The sequence below is a fragment of the Parerythrobacter aestuarii genome, assembly GCF_030140925.1.
GTDB lineage: Bacteria > Pseudomonadota > Alphaproteobacteria > Sphingomonadales > Sphingomonadaceae > Parerythrobacter > Parerythrobacter aestuarii.
Genome location: NZ_JARBWD010000001.1, coordinates 2,567,364 through 2,593,974, shown reverse-complemented (window position 1 = coordinate 2,593,974; position 26,611 = coordinate 2,567,364). Strand labels below are relative to the sequence as shown.

Annotated in this window: 20 protein-coding genes; 15 read left to right on the top strand and 5 right to left on the bottom strand. The window is 61.1% G+C overall.

Annotation, left to right across the window (positions count from 1 at the left end):
- The first annotated feature begins 1 nt into the window (after position 1).
- The 5 genes from QPW08_RS12625 (at position 2) to QPW08_RS12605 (ending at position 10,767) form a co-directional block, all read left to right on the top strand.
- On the top strand, positions 2-2,035 hold the full coding sequence (locus tag QPW08_RS12625) for a glycoside hydrolase family 97 protein (protein WP_284126168.1): 2,034 nt from the start codon (positions 2-4) through the stop codon (positions 2,033-2,035).
- Between the two features lie 48 nt (positions 2,036-2,083).
- A complete protein-coding gene (locus QPW08_RS12620; protein WP_284126167.1) occupies positions 2,084-3,571 on the top strand; it encodes a tryptophan halogenase family protein in 1,488 nt (495 codons plus the stop codon).
- 359 nt (positions 3,572-3,930) lie between these two features.
- A complete protein-coding gene (locus QPW08_RS12615) occupies positions 3,931-5,640 on the top strand; it encodes a BCCT family transporter (protein ID WP_284126166.1) in 1,710 nt (569 codons plus the stop codon).
- Positions 5,641-6,053: 413 nt separating this feature from the next.
- A complete protein-coding gene (locus QPW08_RS12610; RefSeq protein WP_284126165.1) occupies positions 6,054-8,708 on the top strand; it encodes a TonB-dependent receptor in 2,655 nt (884 codons plus the stop codon).
- Between the two features lie 88 nt (positions 8,709-8,796).
- Positions 8,797-10,767: a tetratricopeptide repeat-containing sulfotransferase family protein gene (locus QPW08_RS12605; protein ID WP_284126164.1), complete on the top strand. Its 1,971-nt coding sequence runs from the start codon at positions 8,797-8,799 to the stop codon at positions 10,765-10,767.
- Positions 10,768-10,782: 15 nt separating this feature from the next.
- Here QPW08_RS12605 and QPW08_RS12600 read toward each other — a convergent pair whose 3' ends face one another.
- Together QPW08_RS12600 and QPW08_RS12595 are read right to left on the bottom strand one after the other, a co-directional pair.
- The gene (locus QPW08_RS12600) at positions 10,783-11,385 is read right to left on the bottom strand and encodes a DUF2189 domain-containing protein (protein WP_284126163.1); all 603 of its coding nucleotides are present in this window, start codon (positions 11,383-11,385) and stop codon (positions 10,783-10,785) included.
- 222 nt (positions 11,386-11,607) lie between these two features.
- On the bottom strand, positions 11,608-12,276 hold the full coding sequence (locus QPW08_RS12595; protein WP_284126162.1) for an OmpW/AlkL family protein: 669 nt from the start codon (positions 12,274-12,276) through the stop codon (positions 11,608-11,610).
- A gap of 131 nt (positions 12,277-12,407) precedes the next feature.
- Here QPW08_RS12595 and QPW08_RS12590 point away from each other — a divergent pair, with 131 nt between their 5' ends.
- The 10 genes from QPW08_RS12590 (at position 12,408) to QPW08_RS12545 (ending at position 22,291) form a co-directional block, all read left to right on the top strand.
- A complete protein-coding gene (locus QPW08_RS12590) occupies positions 12,408-13,121 on the top strand; it encodes a Crp/Fnr family transcriptional regulator (RefSeq protein WP_284126161.1) in 714 nt (237 codons plus the stop codon).
- 95 nt (positions 13,122-13,216) lie between these two features.
- Positions 13,217-14,881 (top strand): cytochrome-c oxidase, cbb3-type subunit I, encoded by a 1,665-nt coding sequence (gene ccoN, locus QPW08_RS12585; protein WP_284126160.1) that lies wholly within the window; start codon positions 13,217-13,219, stop codon positions 14,879-14,881.
- An 8-nt stretch (positions 14,882-14,889) separates the two neighbouring features.
- Positions 14,890-15,654, top strand: coding sequence for a cytochrome-c oxidase, cbb3-type subunit II (gene ccoO, locus QPW08_RS12580; protein ID WP_284126159.1), 765 nt, complete (start codon positions 14,890-14,892; stop codon positions 15,652-15,654).
- Positions 15,651-15,815, top strand: coding sequence for a cbb3-type cytochrome c oxidase subunit 3 (locus tag QPW08_RS12575; protein WP_284126158.1), 165 nt, complete (start codon positions 15,651-15,653; stop codon positions 15,813-15,815). The genes ccoO and QPW08_RS12575 overlap by 4 nt, the downstream gene beginning before the upstream one ends.
- On the top strand, positions 15,805-16,734 hold the full coding sequence (ccoP, locus tag QPW08_RS12570; RefSeq protein ID WP_284126157.1) for a cytochrome-c oxidase, cbb3-type subunit III: 930 nt from the start codon (positions 15,805-15,807) through the stop codon (positions 16,732-16,734). Before QPW08_RS12575 ends, ccoP begins: the two co-directional genes overlap by 11 nt.
- On the top strand, positions 16,721-18,160 hold the full coding sequence (gene ccoG / locus QPW08_RS12565; protein ID WP_284126156.1) for a cytochrome c oxidase accessory protein CcoG: 1,440 nt from the start codon (positions 16,721-16,723) through the stop codon (positions 18,158-18,160). The genes ccoP and ccoG overlap by 14 nt, the downstream gene beginning before the upstream one ends.
- Before the next feature lies 1 nt (position 18,161).
- Positions 18,162-18,608: a FixH family protein gene (locus QPW08_RS12560; protein WP_284126155.1), complete on the top strand. Its 447-nt coding sequence runs from the start codon at positions 18,162-18,164 to the stop codon at positions 18,606-18,608.
- Positions 18,605-20,725 (top strand): heavy metal translocating P-type ATPase, encoded by a 2,121-nt coding sequence (locus QPW08_RS12555; RefSeq protein ID WP_284126154.1) that lies wholly within the window; start codon positions 18,605-18,607, stop codon positions 20,723-20,725. The genes QPW08_RS12560 and QPW08_RS12555 overlap by 4 nt, the downstream gene beginning before the upstream one ends.
- Positions 20,722-20,874, top strand: coding sequence for a cbb3-type cytochrome oxidase assembly protein CcoS (gene ccoS / locus QPW08_RS12550; protein WP_284126153.1), 153 nt, complete (start codon positions 20,722-20,724; stop codon positions 20,872-20,874). Before QPW08_RS12555 ends, ccoS begins: the two co-directional genes overlap by 4 nt.
- Positions 20,875-20,980: 106 nt before the next feature.
- Complete coding sequence (locus QPW08_RS12545) at positions 20,981-22,291, top strand: radical SAM protein (RefSeq protein WP_284126152.1); 1,311 nt, start codon at positions 20,981-20,983, stop codon at positions 22,289-22,291.
- Between the two features lie 159 nt (positions 22,292-22,450).
- Here the strand turns inward: QPW08_RS12545 and QPW08_RS12540 are convergent, their stop codons facing one another.
- The 3 genes from QPW08_RS12540 to pobA all read right to left on the bottom strand — a co-directional run bounded on the left by QPW08_RS12540 (position 22,451) and on the right by pobA (position 26,434).
- Positions 22,451-23,836 (bottom strand): methyl-accepting chemotaxis protein, encoded by a 1,386-nt coding sequence (locus tag QPW08_RS12540; protein ID WP_284126151.1) that lies wholly within the window; start codon positions 23,834-23,836, stop codon positions 22,451-22,453.
- A 74-nt stretch (positions 23,837-23,910) separates the two neighbouring features.
- Positions 23,911-25,212 (bottom strand): MFS transporter, encoded by a 1,302-nt coding sequence (locus tag QPW08_RS12535; RefSeq protein ID WP_284126150.1) that lies wholly within the window; start codon positions 25,210-25,212, stop codon positions 23,911-23,913.
- Positions 25,213-25,261: 49 nt separating this feature from the next.
- The gene (gene pobA, locus QPW08_RS12530; protein ID WP_284126149.1) at positions 25,262-26,434 is read right to left on the bottom strand and encodes a 4-hydroxybenzoate 3-monooxygenase; all 1,173 of its coding nucleotides are present in this window, start codon (positions 26,432-26,434) and stop codon (positions 25,262-25,264) included.
- Positions 26,435-26,611: the final 177 nt, after the last annotated feature.

Here is a 26,611-nt window from a genome sequence, read left to right as displayed (position 1 = left end):
CATGCGTATGCTGTTCGCTGCCGCTTCCTCGCTCGCGCTTGCGACCCCGCTGGCTGCAGCCGAGGTCTCTTCGCCCGATGGGCGCATCACCGTTGAAATGGATGTCGATGGCGATGGCGTGCCCTTCTATCGGGTCGAACGCGACGGCAAGGAACTGATCGCTGAAAGCGACTTGGGCTTCCTGTTCACCGACGAAGAGCCGATGCGGCGCAATTTCGTTGTGGTCGGCGAAAGCGTGACCGGCTCCGACACGACGTGGGAACAGCCCTGGGGCGAGCGACGCTATGTGCGCGACTATCACAATGAGCTGTTCGTCACTTTCGAGGAGACCCGCGACACCAGCGAGCGGGTACTCTCGGTGCGGATGCGGGTGTTCGATGACGGGATCGGTTTTCGCTACGAATTCAGCGAACCTGAAGATGGCGAGACACGGATCGCCGAGGAGCTCACTGAATTCGTCATCGCGCCTAAAGGCACGGCATGGTGGATTCCCGGCGGTGCATTCAACCGCTACGAATATCTCTACAACCAGACTCCGATCGACGGTGTCTCCGTTGCCCATACGCCGATGACAGTGCGGCTGGAGGATGGCACGCATCTGTCGTTCCATGAAGCCGCGCTGGTCGACTATGCCGGGATGTGGCTGCTGCGGCAGGAAGGGCAGCGTTTCCGCGCCCAGCTCGCGCCGTCGAGCCGGGGCGCGAAAGTGGTTCGCAAGGGTGCATTCAACACGCCGTGGCGCACCATCCGCATCAGCGACGATGCCGCCGGGCTGGTCGAAAGCAATCTCGAGCTCAATCTCAACGAACCCAATGCGCTCGGTGATGTCAGCTATTTCGAACCCGCCAAATATATCGGCATCTGGTGGGGCATGATCTCCAACCGCTGGACCTGGGCGCAGGGCGATCGGCACGGCGCGACGACCGAGCGGGCCAAGCAGTATATCGATTTCGCCGCCGAGCATGGCTTCCGCGGCGTGCTGATCGAGGGCTGGAACGTTGGTTGGGATGGCAACTGGTTCGGCAATGGCCGCGACTACAGCTTCACGCAAAGCTATCCCGATTTCGATTTCGAAGCGGTCACGGCCTATGCCAAGTCCAAGGGTGTTCGCCTGATCGGCCACCACGAAACCGGCGGAAATATAGACGTTTACGAGAAGCAACTCGCCGCAGGCCTCGATCTCTATGCGGCTCATGGGGTCGATGTGATCAAGACCGGCTATGTCGCCGATGCAGGCGGAATTATCTCCTGCAATGCCGACGAGGCCGATCCTTGCGCAGGCGAGGTTTTCGAGTGGCATGACGGCCAGCGCCAGGTGCAGCACCATTTGCACGTGGTGAAGGAAGCCGCCAAGCGTGGCATCGCGATCAACCCGCACGAGCCGGTCAAGGACACCGGCCTGCGCCGCACCTATCCCAACTGGGTGGCCCGTGAAGGCGCGCGGGGCCAGGAATACAATGCCTGGGGCGCATTCTCCAACGGTCCCGACCACGAGCCGACGCTGGTCTATACCCGCATGTTGTCCGGCCCGATGGACTATACACCGGGTGTCTTGGGGTTGGTGGGTGACAATGACTATCCTATAGCTTCGACGCTGGCGAAGCAGCTGGGGCTTTACCTGGCGATTTATTCGCCGATCCAGATGGCGGCAGACTTCGTCGAAAGCCTTGAGGCGCATCCGAAGGAGCTCGAGTTCATCAAGGCCGTCCCGGCCGACTGGGCGGAGAGCCATCTGATCGAAGGCGCAGTCGGCGATTATGCCATCTTCGCGCGGAAAGATCGTAGTTCCGAGGACTGGTATGTCGGAGGGGTCAACGACGCGACCGAGCGCACACTGACGCTAGACTTCGACTTCCTCGAGGAGGGGACAAGGTACACAGTCACGGTGTGGAAGGATGGCCCCGAGGCGACCTATCTGACCGAGAAGCGTCACGACATCGCCTATGAAACCCTGACCCTGAAGAAAGGTGACAGTTACCAGGTGCGCCTGGCACCAGGTGGCGGGCTGGCAATACAGCTCAAGCCGCAAGAGTGACGGCTACGTGTCCTTGTGCCGCAGTCCGATAGCGCTAGTGTACCAGAAATGAGCGAAGGCCCCGCACCCAAGGTAGTCATTCTGGGCGGCGGCAGCGCTGGGTGGATTACTGCCTGTCTCCTGCACCAGCGCTGGGCCGGAAAAGGTGGCTCGGTCACAGTGGTTGAAAGCACGGATATCGGCATCATCGGTGTCGGGGAAGGCTCGACGCCGCAGCTCAAGGCCTTCTTCGACATGCTCGGTATCGAGGAGGCCGAGTGGATGTCGGCGTGCAACGCTACCTACAAGCTCGGGATACGCTTTAGTGGCTGGAGCGAACTGTCGGGTTTCGAGAGCTATTTCCATCCATTTCCCGGCCCTGTCGACCTCCATACAGAGCCTGCATTCATTCACAGTTGTGCACTCGCCAGGCGTGGCTTCGAGGTGCCCGCACATCCTGATGACTGGTTTCTGGCCGCGGCCCTGGCCGCAGCCGGCAAGTCACCGCACCCAGAGGCGAATTTCCCCTTCGCGCCCAGTTATGGCTACCATTTCGATGCTCACAGCCTCGGTGGTTTCTTGCGCGAATGGGCCACCGCGCGCGGACTGGTTCATATGGATCGCAAGGTCGAGGAGGTTGAGCTCAACGATGGCGGTGATGTCAGCGCATTGATCTGCTCCAATGGCGAGCGCGTGGAAGGCGACTTCTTCATCGATTGCTCCGGCTTCCGCTCAATGATCGCCCAGGAAGCACTTGGTGTTGAATTCCTGCCTTTCGATGAGAACCTGTTCTGCGACCGGGCGGTTGTCGTTCCTACGCCGCATGAGGAACGGTTCAAACCGCAGACCGAAGCAATCGCCATGGCGGCGGGTTGGCGCTGGTCGATCCCGCTGACAACCCGGGTCGGGAACGGCTACGTCTACGCGTCGCGCTACATCTCGGACGAGGATGCAGAGGCAGAACTGCGGGCCGCTCTCGGCGATCCGGAGGGAGATGCACGGCTTTTGAAGATGAAGGTCGGGCGAGTGTATGACAGCTGGCACCGTAACTGTCTTGCCGTCGGCCTTTCGCAAGGTTTCATCGAACCACTCGAAGCCACTGCGCTGCACATCGTCATCGCTACTGCGGTGGAGTTCGCGAACGCGTTCGAAGCAGGGGGATACGGTTCGCAGAATCGCGATGCCTTCAATGCATCGATCGCTGCACGCTACGAAAGCATACGGGATTACATCGTAGCGCATTACCGCCTCAATCGCAGGAACGACACCGCCTTCTGGCGCGACAATGCCGCCAACGAAAAATTGTCGGATCCTCTCAAGGGAATCATGACTGCGTGGTTCAGGCAACGCAATATGGCCGAAGCGATCAGTGAGTTGCGGATTGGCCAGGCCTACCCCAACCTCAGTTGGCACTGCCTCTTTGCAGGGTACGGTACATTCCCCGAAAAGAAGCAACCGCTCCCTGATGCGGCGACAGACCCCGAGGAAAGTTTGCGCGAGGTTTCGCGCATTCTCGAAGCTTCGATCAGGAATTTTCCATCGAACGCCATGAACTAACCTTGCCCGGGCAATTGGACCGAGCGACTCCGACCGTGGTCTGATCGACAGAGCGCCCTTTGCGAAGGGCTTCCCGACGCCGCCAACCATCGTGTGGTGTTTGCTGGTGGGGTAGAATGAAGACACTTGCCGTCTGGTAGCTTCCCACGCTGCGCCGAAATTTGGTTTGCCTGCGAAAGCAGGAGCCCGGGACGGACCAGGAAGCCTCGGGTCCAACCTATTCCGGGGGTGGGGTTGCGGCCCCTGCAGCCATTTGGCATGCTTCGCATACAACTCAATGCAGTCCGCTCCCCCAAGGGGCCGTGATCTAGCTGGTTGCCCATTTCGGCAGCGCGGGCGCTGGTCGAAAAGGAAATCTCGTGACATCTGAGCAGAGCGAAACCGCAGGCAGCACTGGCAGTATTGAGCCTCCTCTTCGCGAACTACCGATCTCGACTGCAGAATCCGGATTTTATGACGGCTTCAGCACACACGTTGCCATTCCCGCAAAGATTATTGTCAGCATCCTCATTGTCTGGGCTATCGTTTTCCCGACCCACGCCAGCGAGACACTCGCGCTGGCCAATGAGACCATCATTCGCGAATTTGCCGGCTGGTACGTGTTCCTGGTGGCCTTCCTGGTGGTGGTTTCGCTGCTGCTGGCGATGGTTCCGCAATCAGGCACATTGCGGCTCGGCGCGCCCGGAGAGCGCCCGGAATTCTCGCGCTTTTCATGGTTCTCCATGCTGTTTGGTGCCGGCATCGGCATTGGCATGCTGACCTATTCGACCGGTGAACCGCTGGCCCATTTCCAGAGCAATCCGGACACTATCCGGGGGCTGGTCGAACCGGCCAGCATTGCAGCGGTTCCGTCGGCCTACGAATATACCTTCTTGCACTGGGGGCTTGGGGCCTGGGCGACCTATGCGCTGGTCGGACTGGGTGTCGGTTATGTCGCTTATCGCAGGAGCCTGCCCTTGACGATAAGGTCCAGCCTCGCGCCCTTGTTCGGACTTCGTATGTCGGGGAGCGCCGGGCATATTGTCGACATTGTAGCGGTCGTGGCGACCATCCTGGGCGTAGCGGTGACGATGGGCCTCGGGGTGGAGCAATTCGTGGCCGGGCTCTACCGCCTGGGTTTTGGTGAGTGGCTTCTCAACCGGAATGGTACATCTTCGACCGCAGCGATTGTCGTGGCGTTGCTGTTGCTGGTCGGGGCATCGACGCTCTCGGCGCTGTCCGGTGTGGGGCGGGGTATCAAGTGGCTTTCCAACCTCAACATGGGGTTGTCGTTCCTCTTGCTGGCCGTGTTCCTGTTTTTTGGTGCGGGCCTCTATGGATTGGAACTGCTGTTTAACGGCCTGTGGGATTACATCGTCAACTTGCCGCAAATGACAGTGACCCTGTGGACGTCCGACGGGACCGCGATTGGCGATGCTCTGGCGCAATGGCAGCTCGACTGGTCGGTGTTCTATTGGGCCTGGTGGATTGCATTTGCGCCCTTTGTCGGGATGTTCATCGCCCGGATTTCGCGCGGGCGGACCGTGCGGGAATACGTCTTTGGCGTGATCCTCGTCCCTTCGCTGATGTGCTTTATCTGGATGGCACTTGCCGGCGGGACAGCGATCCAGCTGGAACTTGACGGGACAGCACAGGGGGCGATCCTGGCGGCGGGCATTTCGGACCAAATCTATGCCACCATCACGGCGCTGACCAACCCGGGCATGGCCTACGTGTTATCCGGCCTCGTCGTCATCCTATTGATGACATACCTTATCACGTCGGCTGACAGCGCTATCCTGATCGTCAACACGATCAATGGTGCAGGCGAGGATGAAGGTGGCCGCCAGCGCCACATCATTTTCTGGGGGGCTGCCCTCGCGCTGGTGGTGGGCAGCATGCTCATCCTTGGGGGGATCGATGCCATCCGTGTAACCATGATCATCGGCGCGCTGCCATTTTCTGTGGTGGTCCTGCTGATGGCGATCAGCATCTGCAAGGCGATTACCTGGGATGTGATACGAAAGCGGCAGGGGGTCGAGACGCATTGCCCGGATATCCTGGCGGATGCTGCGAGCAAGGCAGGCTGATCCCGCCGCTACTTGCGCTCCCGGCGCATTACATGCGCAGCACTTGAGCGGGCACTTCGATCGATCCAAGTGCTCGACAAGTAAAGATTCTTGATTCTTGCCTGAAACTTGAGCGCCTCAGCCATATATTTACCCTATTCTTTTTTTATAGTGGGAAATGCAATAAGTATAAAATCCATGCGTCCTTGTATATTCTCGCCATTAGAATCTGTTGCAATATTACAACGCGATCCTTTCACCGGGGAATTGGAATAATTCCTGGTGGAATCTCTCTCTTATGACCGTTAGCGACTCCGACTTCTGAAGCAGATTCTTCAATCGATTCGTTCTTTTTCGGAACAGACTCGACTGAAATCTCATTTCACAAGCTACTCGGAAACCGCAGAGCTAATCGGCCCAAGGGGAACATCACCATGAAAACTCTTCGCAACGGCGCCTCGCTAGGGGTGCTGGCAGCAGCCATCGCCGTGCCGGCAACGGCACAGGCCCAGCAGCCAGCACAGCAAGAAGCCCAGGCACCGGCACGCCAAGGTGGTGTCGGCACTATCGTCGTCACCGCAACGAAGCGGAGCGAGGACCTGCAGGACGTCGCCATTTCCGTGAATGCCATCGGCGAGGAAGCGCTCGACGAGCTCGGTATTTCCACCTTCGATGATTACCTTGTCCAGCTGCCGAACGTGACGGCTGGCGGTTCCGGGCCTGGGCAGAGCACCATCTACGTGCGCGGCCTCGCCTCGACGACACCGAACCTGACGACGGCTGGTGTTGCCGGCCTCGCGCCGAACGTCGCGCTGTATCTCGACGAGCAGCCACTGGCACAGCCAGGTCGGAACCTCGACGTCTATGCCGCCGACCTTGAGCGGATCGAGGTCCTTGCCGGGCCGCAGGGCACTCTGTTCGGCGCCAGCTCGCAGGCCGGCGTTGTCCGCCTGATTACCAACAAGCCGAGCCTTGCCGGGTTCGATGCCGGCTTCGATCTCGAGACCAGCTTCACCAAGGGAGGCGAGACCTCCTACAAGGGTGAAGCGATGATCAACGTCCCGGTGAGCGACAATTTCGCTCTGCGCGGCGTCATATATCTCGACGACCAGGGCGGCTATATCGACAATGTGCAGGGCACCCGCACGGCACGTGAAAGCGCCCGCTTCCGCCCGGCGGGGACGATCCGCGACAATGGCGTACCCGTCAACGCCCTGCGCGGCGGCTTCCAGGCCGGTGCCGACCTGTCGAACGTAACCTTCCTCGCCGCGGACAATGGCGGGCTCGTAGAGGAAGACTTCAACGACACGCAGTATGCCGGTTTCCGTGTTTCTGCATTGTATGAGTTCACGCCCGACTGGCGCCTGACCGTCACCCATGGTCGCCAGAGCGTCGAAAGCGATGGTGTGTTCTTCGCCGATCCCGCCCTTGACTTGGACGATCTGGAAATCCAGCGCTTTGAAGACGACCGGCTGGAAGACGATTACAGCAACACCAGCTGGACCGTCGAAGGCCGGATCGCGATGCTCGATGTGGTCTACACCGGTGCCTACACCGATCGCGAGACCGAGCAGCGGGTCGACTACACCGACTATCTCTTCGTCGGCCAGTACCTGCCTTACTACATCTGTGATGGGTCGGTGACCTATCCGGGTGCAGCTGGACCGACCGGGACCTGCCAGGCACCGAACCTCTATGTTGCGTCGGTTACCGACACGACAGTGTTCACGCAGGAACTGCGTTTCAACACGCCGCAGGAAAACCGCTGGCGGATTACCGCAGGCGGGTTCTACTCCGACCTTGAGCTGAAGGAACGCAACGACTTCTCCTATCCGGGTAATGTCATCGCGCAGCCCTTCGGCCCGTTCAAACCGAACTTCCCGCAGGATGGTTTCACCACAGATCCGGGCCCGTTCCCGGCTGACACCATCTTCCGCAACGATATCCGCCGCACCGACAAGCAGTGGGGCATCTTCGGCGAGTTCAGCTTCGACATCGTGCCCGATGTGCTGACGCTGACCGCCGGTGCGCGCTACTACGACATCGAAGTCGATTTCGAAGGCTCGGCCAACGGCTCGTTCTGTAACTCGTTCAGCGCGACGGACCAGGACGCCTTCGGGACCGATCTCAACGACCTGTACGACGGTGACGGCCAGTACACCTTCATCGGCAGCTGTAACCCGGCGCTGCGCCAGACCTTCACTCAGGGTCAGTCGATTGCCGACATCCAGGCTGCCGGTCTGAGCCTCGGCCAGGCTACACAGGTGTTCAACGCGCTGCAGGCACCCGACGTCGCGAAGGCGACCGGTACCATCTTCAAGGGTACTGCGACCTTCACCCCGACCGAAGACCTGCTGTTCTATGCAACCTATTCGGAAGGCTTCCGTCCGGGCTTGCTTAACCGTCCGGGTGGCGCGACCAATGGGGCCGGTTTCACCGTTCCGTTCGAGCTGGAGACCGATGAGGTCAAGAACTACGAAATCGGCTGGAAGCTCGACCTGATCGACGGTCAGTTGCGTTTCAACGGCAGCGCGTTCTTCGTCGACATCAGCCGTTTGCAGACGACCATCTTCGATCCCAGCATCACCAACCTGTTCTTCTCGGACAATGCGGCTGACGCAGAGATCAAGGGCATCGAAGGCGAGTTCACCATCGCGCCGTACTCCCTCCCGGGCCTCACGGTCGCAGGTGCATTCAGCTTCCTCGACACGGAGATTACCGCTGTCCTGACGCCGACGACCGATGTGATCGTGGGCGACGAGCTGGCCTATGCGCCGAGCTTCCAGGGCAATATCCGTGCTCGTTACGAGTGGGATTCGGGTCCGCTGACCTTCCACATCCAGCCGCAGATCGTGCATTCGGCTTCGAAGTTCACCGACATCATCACGATCAACCGCCTCAAGCTGGACAGCTACACCACCTTCGACCTTTCCATGGGGCTGAAGAAGGATGGCTGGTCGGTCGAGCTGTTCGGTGAAAACCTCTCCGACACGCGGGCTGAGATCGCCGGTAACTTCATCAATGACCGCGCGCGGATCACCACCAACCGTCCGCTGACGGTGGGTGTCCGCGTCGGCTGGGACTACTGATTCACTGATCCCCTGCAGGGGAGAGGATGCGGCGGGCTGGCCTCGGGGCTTGCTCGCCGCTTTCCTTTTACGGCATGGCGCAGCAGCAATGAGCGAGCACGACACTCTCCTTCGGCAGGCCCAGCAGGCGCTGCAATCGGGCGACTTCGCAAAGGGCGAGGCGCTGGCCGGGCAAGTGCTGGCAGATACGCCCGATGATAGCGAAGCCCTCTACATGCAGGCAGTCGCGCTGCGCTTCCTCAAGCGTTTCGACGATGCTCGTATAACGCTTCAGCGGCTCCATGGGGCTTCGCCGGAATACGGGCGTGCTTGGCAGGAGGCCGGGCATTTGGCGCGTGATGCGGGCGATACTGAAGCGGCGATCGCAGCCTATGGCCGGGCGGTGCAATTCAACCCGGCACTGGAGGCCAGCTGGGCCGCGCAAGCGCAATTGCTGGAGGCGGCGGGACGTAGCGTGGAGGCGCAGGCTGCGCGGGCTCAGTGTCAGCGCCTCAAGCAGCTGCCGACGGCTTTGCTGGCCGTCACAAACCATCTCCATGAAGGTCGTTTGCTCAAGGCCGAGGAAATCTGCCGCGCCTACCTGCGTCAGAACCCGCGCAATGTGGAGGGCATGCGGCTGCTGGCGCAGATCGGGATCAAGCTGGGCGTGCTCGACGATGCCGAATTCCTGCTGGAAAGCGCGGTCGAATTCGATCCGGACAACGTCCAGCTGCGGCTCGATTATATGGACGCGCTGCGAAGGCGGCAGAAGTTCGAGCAATCACGCGAACAGGCCGAAACGCTGCACGCACGCGACCCGGACAATCCGCTGTTCCAGTCGCATCTCGCCATCGAAAGCATGCAGACAGGCAATTACGACCGCGCGTTCGAGCTGTTCGAGCTGGTGCTGGAGAAAGTGCCCGGCGATGCGGCGACGCTAACCAGCCGCGGCCATGCGCTCAAGACCACCGGTGAGCAGGAACAGGCGGTCGCCAGCTATCGCGCGGCTTTCGCCAGCAAGCCTGACCATGGCGATGCCTATTATGCGCTCGCCAATCTCAAGACCTATCGCTTCACCGATGCCGAGCTGGCGGCGATGCGCGAGCAGGTCGAGCGACCGGACCTAGCCTTCATGGACCGGGTCCACCTCTCCTTCGCGCTGGGCAAGGCGCATGAGGATCGGAAGGAATACGAAGACAGCTTCCGCTTTTACGAGCAGGGCAATGCGCTGAAACGCGCGCAAACCCGCTACAAGGCGGAGACGATGACCGAAGAGCTGGCGCGGCAGAAACAGTTCTGCACGCCGGAGCTGTTCGAGAAGCACGCCGGCGCGGGCCACGATGCGCCCGCTCCGATCTTCATCCTCGGGCTGCCGCGCGCTGGATCGACCTTGCTCGAACAGATCCTGGCCAGCCACAGCCAGGTCGATGGCACGATGGAGCTACCCAACATCCTGGCGCTGGCGCACAGGCTGCGGGGGAAGAAGGCGGGCCAATCGCGCTATCCTGAGATTCTCCACGATCTCGCTGGCGAACAGCTGGCGAAGTTCGGCGAGGAGTTCGTTGCCAACACGAGCATCCACCGCGCGGGCGCACCGTTCTTCATCGACAAGATGCCGAACAATTTCCGCCATATCGGGCTCGTTCACCTGATCCTGCCCAACGCGAAGATCATCGACGCTCGCCGCGACCCGATGGATTGCTGTTTCTCCGGCTTCAAGCAGTTGTTTGCTGAAGGGCAGGAGTTCACATACGGCCTGCACGAAGTCGGGCAGTATTATGCGGACTATGTCGACCTGATGGAGCACTGGGACGCGGTGCTGCCGGGCCGGGTCCTGCGGGTGCAGCATGAGGATGTGCTCGACGATCTCGAAGGCCAGGTGCGGCGCATGCTGGACTACTGCGAGCTTCCGTTCGAACAGGCTTGCCTCGACTTCCACAAGAACAGTCGCGCCGTACGTACTGCCAGCTCCGAACAGGTCCGGCGCCCCATCAACCGGTCGGGGCAAGGGGCATGGGAGCCCTATGAGCGTTGGCTCGACCCGCTCAAGGAAGCACTGGGGCCAAACTTCGTCCGGTGATCGGCGGCTGGTGACCTACGAACATCCGTGGACGCTGCCACCACTGTTCGCCCGGGAAATCATGCGTCGGTAGAGATGCCATGTTGCGTGTCCAAGGACCGGCACGACAACAATCAGGCCCAGGAATGCGGGCAATATGGCTATGACGAGCGATAGCGCGATGAACGCAGCCCAGGCGAGCAAGACTGCGGCGTTGCCGCGAAAAGCTCTAAAGCTGAAAACGACCGCAGTGACAAAGTCGATCTCATGCTCGACCAACATGGGGAGGCTGACCAGTGTCATGGCATAGAGGCCAAGCGCAATCGTGCCGCCGATGACACTGCCGACGAGCAACATCGCCAATCCCAGTGGTGAAACAAGGAATTCCAGGGATTCCGAACCCGCGCCGGCTTCGGCAACAAACACAGAGAATATCAGGTGGGCGATGATGACCCAGACACTGAAGGCCACAAAAAGAATGACGCCCATGCTCAATATCTGGTCGTCACCGCGCCCCCTGACCGCCCCAAAGATGTCGCTCCAGGCAATGGGGATGCCCGCTTCGCGCCTTCGGCTGACTTCGTAGAGGCCGACGGCAGTAAAAGGAGCCAAAAGCGGGAATCCTGCCGCTGTCGCCATGAGCCAGGAAACCTCTCCTCGAGCGATGATGGCATAGCTGACCGCGATACCAGCGATCGCGACGAGGATTCCGAAAAGCAGGCCGTATTTGGGAACCGAGACAAAATCCCCCCAGCCAGACCGCAGAGCACCCCCAAGGTCCGCGAGTTCGAGCTTCGCTGTGACCTTGAAGGAAGCGGATGGAGGAGGTGCAAGACCGTTCAAGCTTCAGTCAATCACGATCTAGAACCGATAACTCACGCCAGCGCTCAGGACCCAAGGGTCGAGCTTGTGCTCGGTTTCGATCGCCAGTGTGTTGCCGACATACCAGCGTGCCGTGGTGTCGACGAAATACTTCTTGGCATCGAGTGAAACTCCAAAGCCCTTGTCGCCAACCGGAATGTCCATCCCGGCCTGGAGCACGAAACCGAATTCGTCCGAGAGATCGGTATCGGTCACGCCCAGTGGGATGGTCGCGGCACCCGGATCGTCCTTGATCCAGAGGAAATAGGTTGCCCCGGCACCGATGTAGGGTTTCGCGCTGCCAAGATCGAAGTGGTATTTGGCAGTGAAGGTCGCCGGAATGAGTTGCGCATTGGAGACGAGCTCGGCACCTGGCAGGCCCGTCGTGCCATCGACGTCATGCTGGGTCACGCAGCAGATCGTTTCGACTGAGACATTGTCGGTGAAGAAATACTCTATCGCCACGGTCGGCACGAAGTTGTCGTTGGCCTCTGTCTGCGTACTGGCAGGCAGGCCGACGAGATCGACATTAACGCGGTCGATTTTTCCGTCGGGTAACACAGCCGTGCCGAGAACCTTGACCTGGAGCCTGCCTTCCTCAGCCTTCGCCGAGGCCGGAGCAGCCAGCATAGCGAGACCGGCAAGGGCGGCCGCGTAGGTAGTCTTCATATTCGAATTCCTGGCGTAGCAGTGGCCGCCCGATGCGGCCCAGGGTTGTTGCTGCGCACCACAGCAAGTGCCCGCAGTGCCGATCCGGATCATTGATCCAGGTCAAAGGCAGTTGCGCACAATTGCTGCAGATGACGCCAATGCTGGCTCACCACGAAAGCTTCAGGCGGTTTTCGGACCGGTTTTCCGGTGATCATCCGCTTTCGGATGCAAGCGTCCTCCAATTCGAAGCTGCCGGTCGCATTCTGGAGGTAGAGCCGGACACGCCCGTCCGGCTCGACGACAGCTGCGACCAGTTGGTCTTCCTTGCGCAAGGGGCGACCAAGCTCGTCGCGCTCGCCTCTGAAGGTCGTGAGCAGGTCATCGCATTTCATTTTGCCGGCGATGTGGTGTGTGTACCGTCACGGACGGCGCACGCTTATCATTTGTTCGCACTCGACCGCTCGCTGCTGCTGGCGTTCTCCTATGACAAGGTGATCGAGCTGGCGGGTGACAATGCCGCGATCCTCAAGGACATCCTGCGCGCCACCCGCCTCGCGCTGGACCGGTGTCGGGAGAAATCGATTGCACTGGGCCGCAAGACCGCCCCGGAACGGATCGCGAGTTTTCTTGTCGGCATGGCTGACCGGATCGGCCAGCCCGATGGCAAGTCGATCGCTGTTCGCCTGCCAATGTCGCGCCGCGATATCGCTGACAGCCTGGGTGTGACCATAGAAACAGTCAGCCGCCAGCTTACCCTGCTGCGGCGAGCGGAAATCATTGAAACCTCCGGCCGTTCGTTGGTTCGCATCCTCGACCTGCCGGCCCTGCGCGAAGGGGCCGGTTACTATCGCTCGTCCGGCTAGTGGCCGCACGCGGCAATGTTTTTGCAAATTTGCGCTGGATCAAAGTCGCTCCCGGATCGCGGGGCTAGGCACGCATCAAACGGACGGAGATTTCCATGACTGCCGAATCCTCTCTCGCCCGCGCAGGGCTGTGGTTTGTCATCTTCCTGCTGGCTCTCGGAGCTGTCGTCGCTGCACAGGACGCTGGCTTCGCCACACATGCCGTGATTGTTGCCATCGCCGCCTTTGTCATGATCCTGGTCTCTGCAGCCCGGTTTGACCCCAGCGCGCTGGCACCGCCCCTGCGCGGCCCGGAGGGCGCGAGCCGCTATGACGACGACCCGATCCGCTGGGGCGCGATCGCCACCTTGTTCTGGGGCACGGCCGGTTTTGCCGCGGGGCTCTTCATTGCGTTGCAGCTGGCGTTTCCGGCCCTCAATTTCGAGCCCTACCTCAACTTCGGCAGGTTGCGGCCATTGCATACCAGCGCGGTCGTTTTTGCCTTCGGCGGCAATGCGCTGATCGCAACGAGTTTTTATGTCGTGCAGCGTACTTGCCGCGCACAGCTGGCCTTGCCCGGCCTCGCACGCTTCGTATTCTGGGGTTACCAGATGTTCATCGTGCTGGCCGCGACCGGCTACCTGCTCGGCATCACGCAGTCGAAGGAATATGCCGAGCCGGAATGGTATATCGACTTATGGCTGACGATCGTGTGGGTGGCGTACCTGGTAGTTTTCGTCGGTACTATCCTGAAGCGACGTGAGCCGCACATCTACGTCGCCAACTGGTTCTTCCTCGCCTTCATTGTCACCGTTGCGATGCTGCATGTGGTCAACAATCTGGCGATGCCGGTCAGCCTGTTCGGATCGCGCAGTTACAGCGCCTTTGCCGGGGTGCAGGATGCGCTGACGCAGTGGTGGTATGGCCATAACGCCGTCGGCTTCTTCCTCACCGCCGGGTTCCTGGCGATGATGTACTACTTCGTCCCAAAGCAGGCCGAGCGACCTGTCTATTCCTACCGCCTGTCGATCATCCACTTCTGGTCGCTGATCTTCCTCTATATCTGGGCCGGGCCGCACCACTTGCACTACACCGCACTGCCGGACTGGGCGCAGACGCTGGGGATGGTGTTCTCGATCATGCTGTGGATGCCCAGCTGGGGCGGCATGATCAACGGCCTGATGACGCTCAACGGCGCGTGGGACAAGATCCGCACCGATCCCATCATCCGCATGATGGTGATGGCACTGGCCTTCTACGGCATGAGCACCTTCGAAGGGCCGATGATGAGCATCAAGTCGGTCAACAGCCTCAGCCATTATACCGACTGGACCATCGGCCACGTCCATTCCGGCGCGCTGGGGTGGAACGGCATGATCACTTTCGCCTGCCTCTATTACCTCGTCCCGCGGCTGTGGAAGCGCGAGCGGATGTATTCGCTGCGGATGATCAATTGGCACTTCTGGCTCGCGACTGTCGGCATCGTTTTCTACGCCGCCAGCATGTGGGTGGCCGGGATCACCCAAGGCCTGATGTGGCGCGAATACGGTGCCGACGGCTACCTGGTGAACAGCTTCGCCGACACCGTTGCTGCGCTGCACCCGATGTACATCATGCGCGCGCTCGGCGGCCTGCTCTATCTCGGCGGGTTCGGCATCATGCTCTTCAACGTGTGGCAGACCATCGCCGGCAAAGTCCGCGAGGAAGCTCCGATGACGGAGACTCCCTACGATGAAGCCGCTGACCGCCCGCTTCCTCCCACCGCAGTCCCTGCAGAGTGAGATCCGAGATGAACGATCAATCCACCCCGGAAAAGGTTACCGGACACGCCCGGCTTGAACGCAATGTCACGCTGATGGGGCTCGCCACGCTGGTTGCCGTGGCCATCGGCGGCATCGTCGAGATCGCCCCGCTGTTCTGGATCGACAACACGATCGAGGAAGTCGAAGGCATGCGACCCTACAGCCCGCTGGAGCTGGCCGGACGCGATATCTACATCCGCGAAGGCTGCTATGTCTGCCACAGCCAGATGATCCGCCCGTTCCGCGACGAGGTCGAGCGCTACGGCCACTACAGCCTCGCCGCAGAAAGCATGTACGACCACCCGTTCCAGTGGGGCTCGAAGAGGACAGGGCCTGACCTGGCGCGGGTGGGCGGGCGCTATTCCGACGAATGGCACGTCCAGCACCTGAAGAACCCGCAGGCTGTCGTTCCGGAAAGCGTCATGCCGCAATACGGCTTTCTGGCCGAGACCCCGCTCGACGTGGCGGATATCGCCGCCAACCTCACAGCCTTGCGCCGTGTAGGTGTCCCTTACTCCGACGACGATATCGCCAAGGCCGCAGATGACCTCATCGCCCAGGCCGATCCCGACGTCGATCCTGGCGATCTCGCCACCCGCTATCCCAAGGTGCAGGTCCGCGATTTCGACGGTGACCCGACACGGATCACGGAAATGGATGCGCTGCTGGCTTACCTGCAAATGCTCGGCACGCTGGTCGATGTGAACAGTGCCGCCGCCCAGGAAGAACTGGCGACGGAGAGCGGTCGATGAACACCTATGAATCGCTGCGCCACTTTGCCGATAGCTACGGGCTGGCGGTGATGGTCGGGCTCTTCCTGATCCTGTGCCTGTGGCCTTTCCGCCCTGGTTCGACCGACCGCAACAGGGCTGCTGCCACCATGATTTTCGAGGACCAAGACGATGGCGAATGACAAGCGCGTCGACCAGCCGACCGGCACTGAATTCGTCGGTCATGAGTGGGACGGAATCGAGGAACTCAACACACCGCTGCCGCGCTGGTGGCTGTGGACTTTCTACCTCACGATCGTGTTCTCGATCGGATATGTCGTTGCCTATCCGGCGATTCCCATGCTTTCCAAAGCCACCGAGGGCATGCTGGGCTGGTCCAGCCGGGGCGCGCTGGCCAAGGAACTCGGTGCCGCCGAACGCCAGCGGGCCGAGGTTGCTCAACGCATTGCAGCGGTAGACCTCGCGACTCTCGCCGCGGACGAAGGCCTGATGCAACAGGCCCGGGCCGGCGGTGCGGCAGCATTCAAGGTCAATTGCAGCCAGTGCCACGGCTCCGGTGCAGGGGGCAGTCACGAACTCGGCTATCCCAATCTCAACGATGACGACTGGCTTTGGGGCGGCGACCTTGCCGCAATCGAATATTCGATCAAGCATGGCATCCGGCAAGAAGGCGCAGAACTGCGGCAGGGCGTAATGCCTCCGTTTGCAGGGGCAATCGAAGGCGCGCAGCTCGAAGCGCTGGTCCAGCACGTTCGCTGGCTGAGCGGGCTGGCCCAGCCCAATGCTGCCGGGGTGCAGACCTATGCCGACAATTGCGCGGCCTGCCACGGTGCTGGCGGCGAGGGCGACCGGACTATCGGAGCACCGCGCCTCAATGATGCCATCTGGCTGCGCGGCAGCAGTGCGGCAGCGATCAAGGCGCAGATCCTGAATCCGAAAATGGGTGCCATGCCGGCCTGGGGCGAGCGGCTCGATCCGGTCACTGTCAGGATGCTGGCGGCCTACGTCCATTCGCTCGGGGGAGGCGAAGCAGCGGTAGTGGAAGAAACGCCAGAGCCCGCAAGCCCGGAACCCGCGAGCGACACCGATGGCCAGCGCTAGCCCGCAGCCGGAACAGCTCTACGCCGCGCGCAAGCAGGTCCACAACCAGCGCATCGACGGCCCGTTCCGCCGCTTCAAGTGGCTGGTCATGGCCGTCACGCTGGCGATCTACTACGTGACGCCGTGGATCCGTTGGGATCGCGGGCCCTATGCGCCCGATCAGGCAGTGCTTGTCGATCTCGCCAATCGCCGCTTCTACATGTTCGGCATCGAGATCTGGCCGCATGAATTCTATTTCGTGGCGGGACTGCTGATCATGGCGGGGATCGGGCTGTTCGTCGTCACCAGCGCGGTCGGGCGGGCGTGGTGCGGATACTCCTGCCCGCAAACCGTGTGGACCGACCTGTTCCAGCACGTCGATCGCTTCGTCGATGGAGATCGCAACGCTCGCCTGCGGCTCGATGCAGCGCCATGGACCTGGGGCAAGGTATTCCGTCGCGCTTTCAAGTGGAGCATCTACCTGTTCATTGGGTTCTGGACCGGCGGCGCTTGGATCATGTACTTCGCCGATGCGCCGACGCTGACCCGCGATTTCTGGGCGGGCGAGGCAGCCCCGATCGCTTACATCACCGTCGCCGTGCTGACGCTCACCACCGTCACGCTCGGCGGCTTCATGCGAGAGGAGGTGTGCATCTACATGTGCCCCTGGCCGCGCATCCAGACCGCGATGATGGACGAGAAATCGCTGCTGGTTACCTACAAGGACTGGCGCGGCGAACCGCGCGGCAGCCTGAAGAAGGCGCAAAAGAATCCCGGCCAGGTGGGCGACTGCATCGACTGCCACCAATGCGTTGCCGTCTGCCCCACCGGCTGGGATATCCGCAAGGGTCCGGACATTTCCTGCATCACCTGCGCGCTATGCATCGATGCCTGCGACCGGGTGATGAAAGAGGTCGGTCGCCCGCGCGGGTTGATCGACTATGCCACGCTGGAAGACTGCGAGCGCGAGAAGGCAGGAGGCGATCCGCGCCCGGCATGGAAGGCGTTGCTGCGCCCGCGCGCCCTGGCCTATCTCGGGATCTGGTCCGCTATCGGCTTCGGCCTGTTGTTTGCGCTAGGCACGCGGACCCATGTCGACTTGACGGTCTCGCCCGACCGGAACCCGCCCTTCATGTTGATGAGCGACGGCTCGGTCCGCAATTCCTACACGCTGAAGCTGCGCAACATGACCAGCGCGCCGCGCGAGATGGTGCTGTCGCTGCAGGGGCTCGAAGGGGCCAGCATGTGGAGCGACACCATCGCGCGTGACAAGGCCGCCCGCAGCCAGACCTACACCGTACCAGCCGACCAGACCCGCACCCTACGCGCCTATGTCGCCGCCCCGCGCGGTTCGAAGGAACAGGAATTCACCTTCGTGCTCGCGACGGCCGACGAACAGCCGGAAAGCGATACCGGCACCACTCGCTTTGCAGCACCGGAGCAATGACATGACCAAGCGATTCACCGGCTGGCACATGACCGCCATCCTTGTCGGCGGGTTCAGCATCGTGGTGGCGGTCAACATCCTGATGGCGACGTTGGCGATAGGCAGCTTCGGCGGAGTGGTGGTGGAGAATTCCTACGTCGCCAGCCAGAACTTCAATCGCTGGTTGGAACAGGCCGAGCGTGAGAATGCACTGGGATGGAATGCCCGGGTGGCCCGCAGCGGCGATGGCCGGCTGGAAGTGGTGACTGAAGGTACGCCCAAAGGCGCTAAAGCGACTGTCGAATTGCGCCATCCCCTTGGCCGAGACGAGACGTTGGCGTTCCCGCTGACCTCGGCTGGCAACGGGAGGTACTTGAGCCAAAGAGCACTCCCCGAAGGTCGCTGGCTGGTCCGGCTCACCTTGTCGCATGGTGCCGATAGCCTGCGCATGGAGAGGCCCGTGGGATGACTGCGCAGCCGACCCACAAGTCGTTCGAAGCGCCAGGGCTGCAGGACAGCCGCTTCACTGTGCCGGGTATTCGCTGTGCGGGCTGCATTGCGAAGATTGAGCGCGGGCTTGGCCTGATCGAAGGGGTCGAGGCGGCACGGGTCAATTTTTCCGCCAAACGGGTCGCCGTACGCCACAATCAAATGGTTTCTGACGAAGCGCTGGTTTCCGCACTCGAGCGTCTTGGTTTCGAAGCACAGCCCGTGGCTGCTAACCCCTTGGCCGAGGACGAGGGGGAATCCCAACTGCTGTTACGGGCGCTGGCCGTTGCCGGTTTCGGCATGATGAACATCATGCTGCTCTCTGTCAGCGTCTGGTCCGGGGCGGGCGGCGTAACCAAAGACCTGTTTCACTGGCTTTCGGCAGTGATTGCCTTGCCCGTTGTGTTCTACTCGGGACGGCCGTTCTTCTCCTCGGCGTGGATGGCACTGCGGTATCGCCGCACCAACATGGATGTGCCGATCTCGATCGGCGTGCTGCTTGCGACCGGGCTGAGCGTCTACGAGACGATGACCGGTGGGGAGCACGCCTATTTCGACGGTGCGGTGATGCTGCTGTTTTTCTTGCTCGCGGGTCGTGCACTCGATGCCGCCATGCGGGGCAAGACACGCGCCGGGATCGGTGCCTTGCTGGGCCGAATGGGCCGCAGCGCTAGCGTTCTCCAGCCTGACGGATCAACAGCCAGGGTCAAAGCCGAAGACCTGCAAACCGGCAACATGATGCTGGTGGCGGCAGGAGAATCGCTTGCTGCCGACGGCATGGTCGAGCAGGGCCACAGCGCCATCGACAACGCCATGTTGACCGGCGAAGGCATACCAGAACCGGTCACCGTCGGCAGCACGGTCCATGCTGGAACCATCAACATGCTGGCCCCGCTGCAGGTGCGGATTACTGCTGTGGCGCAGGATACCGCCATCGCCGAGATTGCGCGGCTCATGGATGAGGCCGGGCAATCACGTAGTCGCTATGTCCGCATCGCCGACCGTGCTTCGCGGCTCTATGCCCCAGCGGTCCATTCGCTGGCGGCCCTGGCCTTTTTCGGCTGGATGATCGCGGGGGCGGGCTGGCACCAGTCGTTGGTCATCGCGATTGCTGTCCTGATCATCACGTGCCCTTGCGCCATGGGGCTGGCTGTGCCGGCCGCTCAGGTGGTGGCGAGCAATACCTTGCTGCGGCATGGCTTGCTGGTGAAGGATGGCACAGCGCTTGAGCGGCTCGCCGAAGTCGATGTCGCGCTGTTCGACAAGACGGGAACGTTGACATTGGGCGAACCACGGGCCGATGCCAGCAGTCTAAGCACGGATGAGAAATCCATCGCACTGGGTCTTGCGCAAACGAGCCGCCACCCGCTCAGCGTCGGTCTGGCCAAGACACTTGGCGCATCGGTCACTCCAGCCCGGCTCGAGGACGTGCGCGAAATAGGCGGCTCAGGCATCAGGGCGACCTTGGGCGACCGCCCTGTCGCGTTGAAACGGCCTGACCAGCAAGAAGAGAGCATGGCAGTCGACCTGCTGATTGACGGCACTGCCAAGACAATTCGCTTTTGCGATCCGCTTCGCGAAGACGCTGCATCGGTGTTCGCCAAACTGCGCGAGATGGGCTTGGATTCGTCGATCCTCTCCGGCGATAGCGAGCAGGCCGTGGCCCGCATGGCACGGGATCTCGGCGTCACCGGGAGCGGGGGCCTGCATCCGGCTGACAAGCTCGCTGTTCTCGACCGGCTCAAGGCGCAGGGGCATTTCCCGCTAATGGTGGGTGATGGGCTCAACGACGGCCCCGCCCTGGCTTCGGCGCATGCTTCGATTGCGCCGGGATCCGCCAGTGACGCGAGCCAACAGGCTGCAGACGCGGTCTTTGTCAGCGCTCACCTTGCGCCGGTCGCGATGGCGGTGGCCGTGTCGCGCCGCACCATGCAGATCGTACGCCAGAACTTCGCTTTTGCGGTCGTTTACAACGCCCTCGCCGTGCCGTTGGCGCTGGCAGGGTTCGTCACTCCCATGATCGCTGCCATCGCCATGTCGCTCAGTTCAGTGGTGGTGGTTGCCAATTCGTTGCGCCTCGCGCGGTTTACGCAGTGAGCATCCTGGCTTTCCTGATCCCGATCGCGCTTGGCATGGGGGCGCTGGGTCTTGCATTCTTCTTCTGGGCGATGCGAAACGGCCAGTTCGAAGATCTCGACGGAGCTGCTCGGCGGATCCTGATCGATGACGAGGATGAAGGGACGTGAGGAGGGGGCGCCCTGCAAGCTCCACGGCATGCCACCCTGCAAACTTTCACGTGCAGATTGATCGATATCAAGGACGGCATGCGCCCTGACTGCGAGATGAAACGGCATGTGGCATTACTATCCAGACCTGCTGGCAAAGCCTGTTCCGCGCTATACCAGCTATCCCACCGCCGCCGAATTCGGCGAGCTCCCAGCGGCTAGCTATCGCTCGGCCCTGGAAAGCGTCGAGGGCGAAGTCTCGCTCTACCTCCATATCCCTTTTTGCGAGAAAATCTGTTTCTACTGCGGGTGCAACACGGGCAAGGCCAACCGTCGCGCTCGCCTGGAAAGTTATCTCGCGTCACTCACCATGGAGATTGCATCCGTCGCGGCTTCGCTGCCGCACGGCACGAAGGTGCGTCGCGTGTCATTTGGCGGAGGCAGTCCGAATGCGATTACCCCTGATGATTTCCGCGCACTGGTAGCGCAGATCTTTCGCCGTTTCGAGCTGGATGACCCGGTCTGGTCGATCGAACTCGATCCGCGCACGATGACTGCAGGTTGGGCAGATGCACTCGGCGAAGTGGGAGTACAGCGCGCCAGTATGGGGGTTCAGACCTTCGCTCCACAGTGCCAGTCCGCCATTGGACGCGAACAACCTGAGCAGCTGATCGCACAGACCACCGCCTGGCTGCGCAGCGCGGGGGTGAGCTCGATCAATTTCGACCTGATGTATGGCCTGCCCGGGCAAGAGCGGATCGACCTGCTGGACACCCTTGTGCGGACCTTGGCGCTCGGTGCAGATCGCGTCGCACTGTTCGGCTATGCGCATGTACCGCATATCGTTCCGCGCCAGCGCGTGATCGATACCACAGCTCTGCCCGACCAGCATGAGCGCTTCGCCATGGCGGAGCTGGGCTATGACTTTTTCGCCGGCCAGGGCTACCAGCCAGTTGGCTTCGACCATTTTGCGCGCCTTGATGACCCGCTGGCCCAATCGGTGGTGCAGGGTACGCTCCACCGCAATTTCCAGGGCTTTACTGACGACACGGCGGTTAACCTGATCGGTCTTGGCAGTTCGGCGATCAGCAGCTTTCCAGCGCTGTTGGCGCAGAACGAGAAAAACAGCGGTCGTTATCGCATGAAGACCTCACGGGGGGCATTCGCAACATCCGCAGGGCTTCATCGTTCCATCGATGATCGTGAGCGAGGCAAGGCAATCGAAGACCTTCTATGCTTTGGTAGCGTTCGCCTTCCGGCACACATCGCCGGTAGCATCGCCTGCCCTTTGGCTCCCTTCATAGCTCGTGGGCTCGCCAGGCTGGAGGGCGACGTGCTGACAATTGCAGCGGAAGGACTGCCCTACACACGGACGATCGCTGCTCTGATCGATAGCTACCGCGATCCTGCGGAGCGGCGATTCAGTGCTGCCGTATGATCGCCGGGGAAGATTTCGGCGATGCTCGAAGGGCGATATTGATGTCCGAACAGGGGCGCGCATTCGTCGGCAAAACCGCCAATGGTGATAATCGGCAGCTCCTCATGAGTGCGTCGATCGGATTGCGATCCCCGTTCACGGAAGGCGGTCAGGCCTTAGTCACGATGCATAGGAAATCCTGAACCCCCCCCACCGTTTACCGGCGATGACGATTGGGCAGTAGACGCTTCTGACGACGCTGTAGGCAGAGCCTCTGCCTTCGAACCTGTAGACTGCCATCATATAATCATCGGTGCTTTGCGCTGCTTTCGCATTGAGGGGGGTTTCATAGAGTCGCCCGTGACGACAATATTTGCCGTCATGGCCTGGGTCCCCTGTCGGTTCACGCGAGGATTCCGTCATGTGCGTAGGCAAGAAACCGTTCTTGTCGAGGCAAACCGCTGCAACGACGCGAGCGTCCGAATCGCACACCCGATCCAGCATCGGGCGCCATGCCGTCTGCGCCCAAGGCATCAGCTTGGTCGTGAACCTCGGCGGATTGCTTCCCTCTACCGGGATGTAGGTTTCATCAAACAGTTCACTCTCTGTGAGCGTGCCATCGGCCAATGCGGCTTCTGTCACGCTGACAATTTCGGCGCAGGCGTGCCTGGCCTGCGTGGCCATTTCGCTGTCCGATGGAGAGAGGCCTGCCTTTACCAGCACATCGAACATGTCACACGCCGTCAGTTCCAGCGCTTCAACCTGGTCTTGCGCGCTCGACAGTTCTGCATCGCTGGCAACGGTCGCTTCTGCAAAATGTCCGAGCACATCGACGACTTCACCAATGTGCGACGAAATCATGTCATTGACGGAACCGATCTGGCGGTTTTGTTCGTTCACTTCACCTACCAGAGCGCTGACATTGCTGATCGTCTCTTCGATCCGGTCGACGGAATTCTTGGCCGCTTCGCTGGCCCGGTTTCCTTCCTCGATGCGGGCGACAACGGCGTCTGCTTCACCCTTCAACGCGTCCAGGGTTTGCCGGATCTGGTCCGTTGCCGATCGGGTTTCGCCGGACAGGGCTTTCACTTCGTCTGCCACTACGGCAAATGCCCGGCCATGCTCTCCGGCGTGTTGTGCTTCGATGGTGGCATTGAGAGCGAGGATGTTGGTTGTTTCGGCAATATCCTCGATATCGGCGGCACTCTTGCCGACTTGTGCCATGGCGGCAGAGAAACCGGTCACATGCGCTGCAAGAGCCTCGACCACGGCCAGCAATTCGGTGATCTCGGACAGGGAAACGATAATCTGTCGTTTGCCCTCGTTCAGCCGGTCAATGGCGCTCTGTGAAATCTCGCGCGCCTCTTCGTTGGCCTGGACCGAGCGTTGCTGGTCAACATCCAGCGCCTTGACCGTGTCAAGGATAGCGTCGTGCTCGGCCCTCAGTTTCCGGCTGGAATCGAGGACATCCTTGATGACCCCGCCGATATTCGATGCCCCCAGCGATACCTCTGCGCAGCTGTCCGGCAGCTGCCTGAGGAACTTGTCCTCATCCCCTTTTACCATCGACTGATCCTCCCAAAACAAGTCATTTGCGATCGGTGCGACCCGTAATGGTTATGTCGGCAAAATGAGCGTGGTCACACCTCCGCGCCTCCTGACAAGCGTCCGGAAAACAACAGTGCAGCTGCAGCCAGGAGCGAGCCAAGCGCCATGAGAAGTGCAACGGTGCCCAGGGCAAAGCCAGCTGCGAACAGGACTCCGGCCAGGAACGGGGCCAAGGCGGATCCCCCGCGTCCGAATCCGATCACGAACCCTGTGGCCGTGGCCCGCAAGCGGGTAGGGAAGGATTGCGCAACAATGGCGTAGAGACCGACAACTCCTGCATTGGTGAAGAAGCCCGCTGCCGCTGCGATCATCGACAGCGTTTGCAGGTGGCTGTTGCTGCGACCGAAGATAAACACTGCGACAGCCGAAAGCAGCATCGTGCCTATGGTGAGCCAACCGACGCGCAACCGCAAACTGAGCAAGCCGATCACACCGCAACCGAGCGCTCCGCCTACACTTGCTGAAACGAGAACCCCGGCTGCCATCGAGGGCTCAAAGCCCATGTCGGCCACGATCTTCGGGATCCATTTGAGGATGAAGTAGAAGGTCATGAAATGTGCGAAGTATGCGACTGTCAGCAGGATCGTTCGTCGCCAGTATTCTGACGACAGGAGTGCTCCCATGCTTGCCTTTGCTTGCGGAGCAGCCGCAATATTATCGACTGCCGGTTGTCCGAGCCGGTGCAGGACCCGGTTCACCCGGCCCAGCGTTTCGGCACCTCCCCGCGAAGCAAGGAAGGAGATCGACTCCGGAACCATGAACCAGACAATGGGGATGAAGAGCAGGGCAATCGCACCGCCGAAGATGAAAATGGCGTGCCACGAAAATTCCGTCAACAGCCATGCCGAAACCGAGCCGCCGACGATATTGCCGAGCGGATAGCCCCCGGCCATCAGGACCACGCAGAACGCGCGATATCGGGCGTTGGCAATTTCCGCAGTGGCTGCGTTCGTCGCGGCGAGCATGCCGCCGAGCCCGAGGCCCGTGAACACCCTCCACCCAGACAAAACCGTCGGGCCCGTTGCAGACGATGCCCCGAACATGCCGCCGGCCATGACAGCGAGGCAGGCGAGGATCGTTGCGCGGCGCCCAATCCGGTCAGCGATCCTGCCGAACAGGATCGAACCGAATGCCATCCCGACGAGCTCCATGGACAGGATGAAGCCCAGTGCAGCCCGGTCGATACCCCAGTCTGCGGCAATGCCTGGCGAGGCGAAGCTGATCGAGAGGACATCAAAACCGTCGAGCGCCAGCAGGCTGACCATGATGGCCACGATGACCCATTGTCGCCCGGTCATCGGGCGCTGTTCCAACGGGTTGCCGGCGACGCTCATGACCGGCCATCCCTATAGATGCGGCGAGCGATTGCGGCCGTTGTGCGCGTCATACCGGCAGGCCGATATAGTTTTCGGCAATGGACATCTGTGCCGCTCGGCTGTTGGCGATGTAGTCCAGTTCGGCCCGCTGCATCTCGCGTTCGAACGGGCTGTCATCGGGGAAGCGGTGCATGAGCTTGGTCAGCGACCAGCTGAAGCGTTCAGCCTTCCAGACGCGCGCCAGGGCCTTGGCAGAATAGCCCGCGATGGCGTCATTGTCGCCCTTGTTGAAATAGGCAACCAACGCGGCCGAAGCGTAGTGCACGTCGCTCGCCGCGAGGTTCAGGCCTTTGGCACCCGTGGGCGGGACGATATGGGCACTGTCACCGACAAGCAGCAAGCGCCCCTCGCGCATCGGCTCGAACACGAACGAGCGAAGCGGTGCGATGGATTTCTCGATTGATGGACCGCGCACCAGTGTTTCTGCCGGGCCGGGCCCAAGGCGCAGCGCCAGCTCATCCCAGAAGCGATCATCCGACCAATCGTTGATGTCCTCGTCCACCGGAACCTGGATGTAGTAGCGGCTGCGGGTCTCGGAGCGCATGGATGCCAGCGCAAAGCCATTTTCGTGGTTGGCGTAGATCAATTCCTCATGGCAGGGCGGTACATCCGACAGGATGCCGAGCCAGCCAAAGGGATAGACCCGTTCGTAAGTCTTACCTGCCCCGGCGCTGATCGAGCGCCGCGATGGCCCGTGGAATCCGTCGCAACCGCAAACGATTTCGGCTTCGATCTTCTGCTCGGTACCATCCCCGGTGCTAAATGTGACGCTGGGGGTATCGCTGTTGTGATCGTGGATCGCGACATCGCTGGCTTCGTAGATGATTTCCAGGCCGCGCTCTGGCGCAGCTTCCATCAGGTCGCGGGTCAGCTCCGTCTGGCCATAGACTGTCACCGTCGTGCCGACGAGATCCTGCAAATCTATCCGAATGAGGCGCTCGCCATCGGCAAGGTTGAAGCCGCCGTGCTCCAGTCCTTCGGACTTCAGCCGCCAGTCTAGGCCGAGGCGTTCGACCAGTTCGACTGTGGTCCGTTCCAGCACACCCGCGCGAATGCGCCCCAGCACGTAGTCTGCGCTGACACGTTCGATAATGACCACATCGATTCCGGCGGCACGGAGGAGATGCCCAAGCAGCAGTCCGGAAGGTCCCGCACCGATGATGGCGACCTGCGTTTTCATGGAAGTTCTCTCCCTATCTTCCGGTACATTTAGGCCACATCAGTTTTGTGCCGAAATGGTCATCCCAACAATTGACTTGTATTTTTCAACGGTCTTAGTCAGGCTATAACCATGTCTGAAAGCCCTCTGCCAATTTTCTTCCTGTATGGGGAACCGCTTAAATCAGCGGACCCGGAC

What these genes read in the sequence shown, in the direction of transcription:
- QPW08_RS12625 (WP_284126168.1), top strand. Translation starts at nt 2, where the DNA reads ATGCGTATGCTGTTCGCTGCCGCTTCCTCGCTCGCGCTTGCGACCCCG.
- QPW08_RS12620 (WP_284126167.1), top strand. Translation starts at nt 2,084, where the DNA reads ATGAGCGAAGGCCCCGCACCCAAGGTAGTCATTCTGGGCGGCGGCAGC.
- QPW08_RS12610 (WP_284126165.1), top strand. Translation starts at nt 6,054, where the DNA reads ATGAAAACTCTTCGCAACGGCGCCTCGCTAGGGGTGCTGGCAGCAGCC.
- QPW08_RS12605 (WP_284126164.1), top strand. Translation starts at nt 8,797, where the DNA reads ATGAGCGAGCACGACACTCTCCTTCGGCAGGCCCAGCAGGCGCTGCAA.
- QPW08_RS12600 (WP_284126163.1), bottom strand. Translation starts at nt 11,385, where the DNA reads ATGGCGACAGCGGCAGGATTCCCGCTTTTGGCTCCTTTTACTGCCGTC.
- QPW08_RS12595 (WP_284126162.1), bottom strand. Translation starts at nt 12,276, where the DNA reads ATGAAGACTACCTACGCGGCCGCCCTTGCCGGTCTCGCTATGCTGGCT.
- QPW08_RS12590 (WP_284126161.1), top strand. Translation starts at nt 12,408, where the DNA reads ATGACGCCAATGCTGGCTCACCACGAAAGCTTCAGGCGGTTTTCGGAC.
- ccoN (WP_284126160.1), top strand. Translation starts at nt 13,217, where the DNA reads ATGACTGCCGAATCCTCTCTCGCCCGCGCAGGGCTGTGGTTTGTCATC.
- ccoO (WP_284126159.1), top strand. Translation starts at nt 14,890, where the DNA reads ATGAACGATCAATCCACCCCGGAAAAGGTTACCGGACACGCCCGGCTT.
- QPW08_RS12575 (WP_284126158.1), top strand. Translation starts at nt 15,651, where the DNA reads ATGAACACCTATGAATCGCTGCGCCACTTTGCCGATAGCTACGGGCTG.
- ccoP (WP_284126157.1), top strand. Translation starts at nt 15,805, where the DNA reads ATGGCGAATGACAAGCGCGTCGACCAGCCGACCGGCACTGAATTCGTC.
- ccoG (WP_284126156.1), top strand. Translation starts at nt 16,721, where the DNA reads ATGGCCAGCGCTAGCCCGCAGCCGGAACAGCTCTACGCCGCGCGCAAG.
- QPW08_RS12560 (WP_284126155.1), top strand. Translation starts at nt 18,162, where the DNA reads ATGACCAAGCGATTCACCGGCTGGCACATGACCGCCATCCTTGTCGGC.
- QPW08_RS12555 (WP_284126154.1), top strand. Translation starts at nt 18,605, where the DNA reads ATGACTGCGCAGCCGACCCACAAGTCGTTCGAAGCGCCAGGGCTGCAG.
- QPW08_RS12545 (WP_284126152.1), top strand. Translation starts at nt 20,981, where the DNA reads ATGTGGCATTACTATCCAGACCTGCTGGCAAAGCCTGTTCCGCGCTAT.
- QPW08_RS12540 (WP_284126151.1), bottom strand. Translation starts at nt 23,836, where the DNA reads ATGGTAAAAGGGGATGAGGACAAGTTCCTCAGGCAGCTGCCGGACAGC.
- QPW08_RS12535 (WP_284126150.1), bottom strand. Translation starts at nt 25,212, where the DNA reads ATGAGCGTCGCCGGCAACCCGTTGGAACAGCGCCCGATGACCGGGCGA.
- pobA (WP_284126149.1), bottom strand. Translation starts at nt 26,434, where the DNA reads ATGAAAACGCAGGTCGCCATCATCGGTGCGGGACCTTCCGGACTGCTG.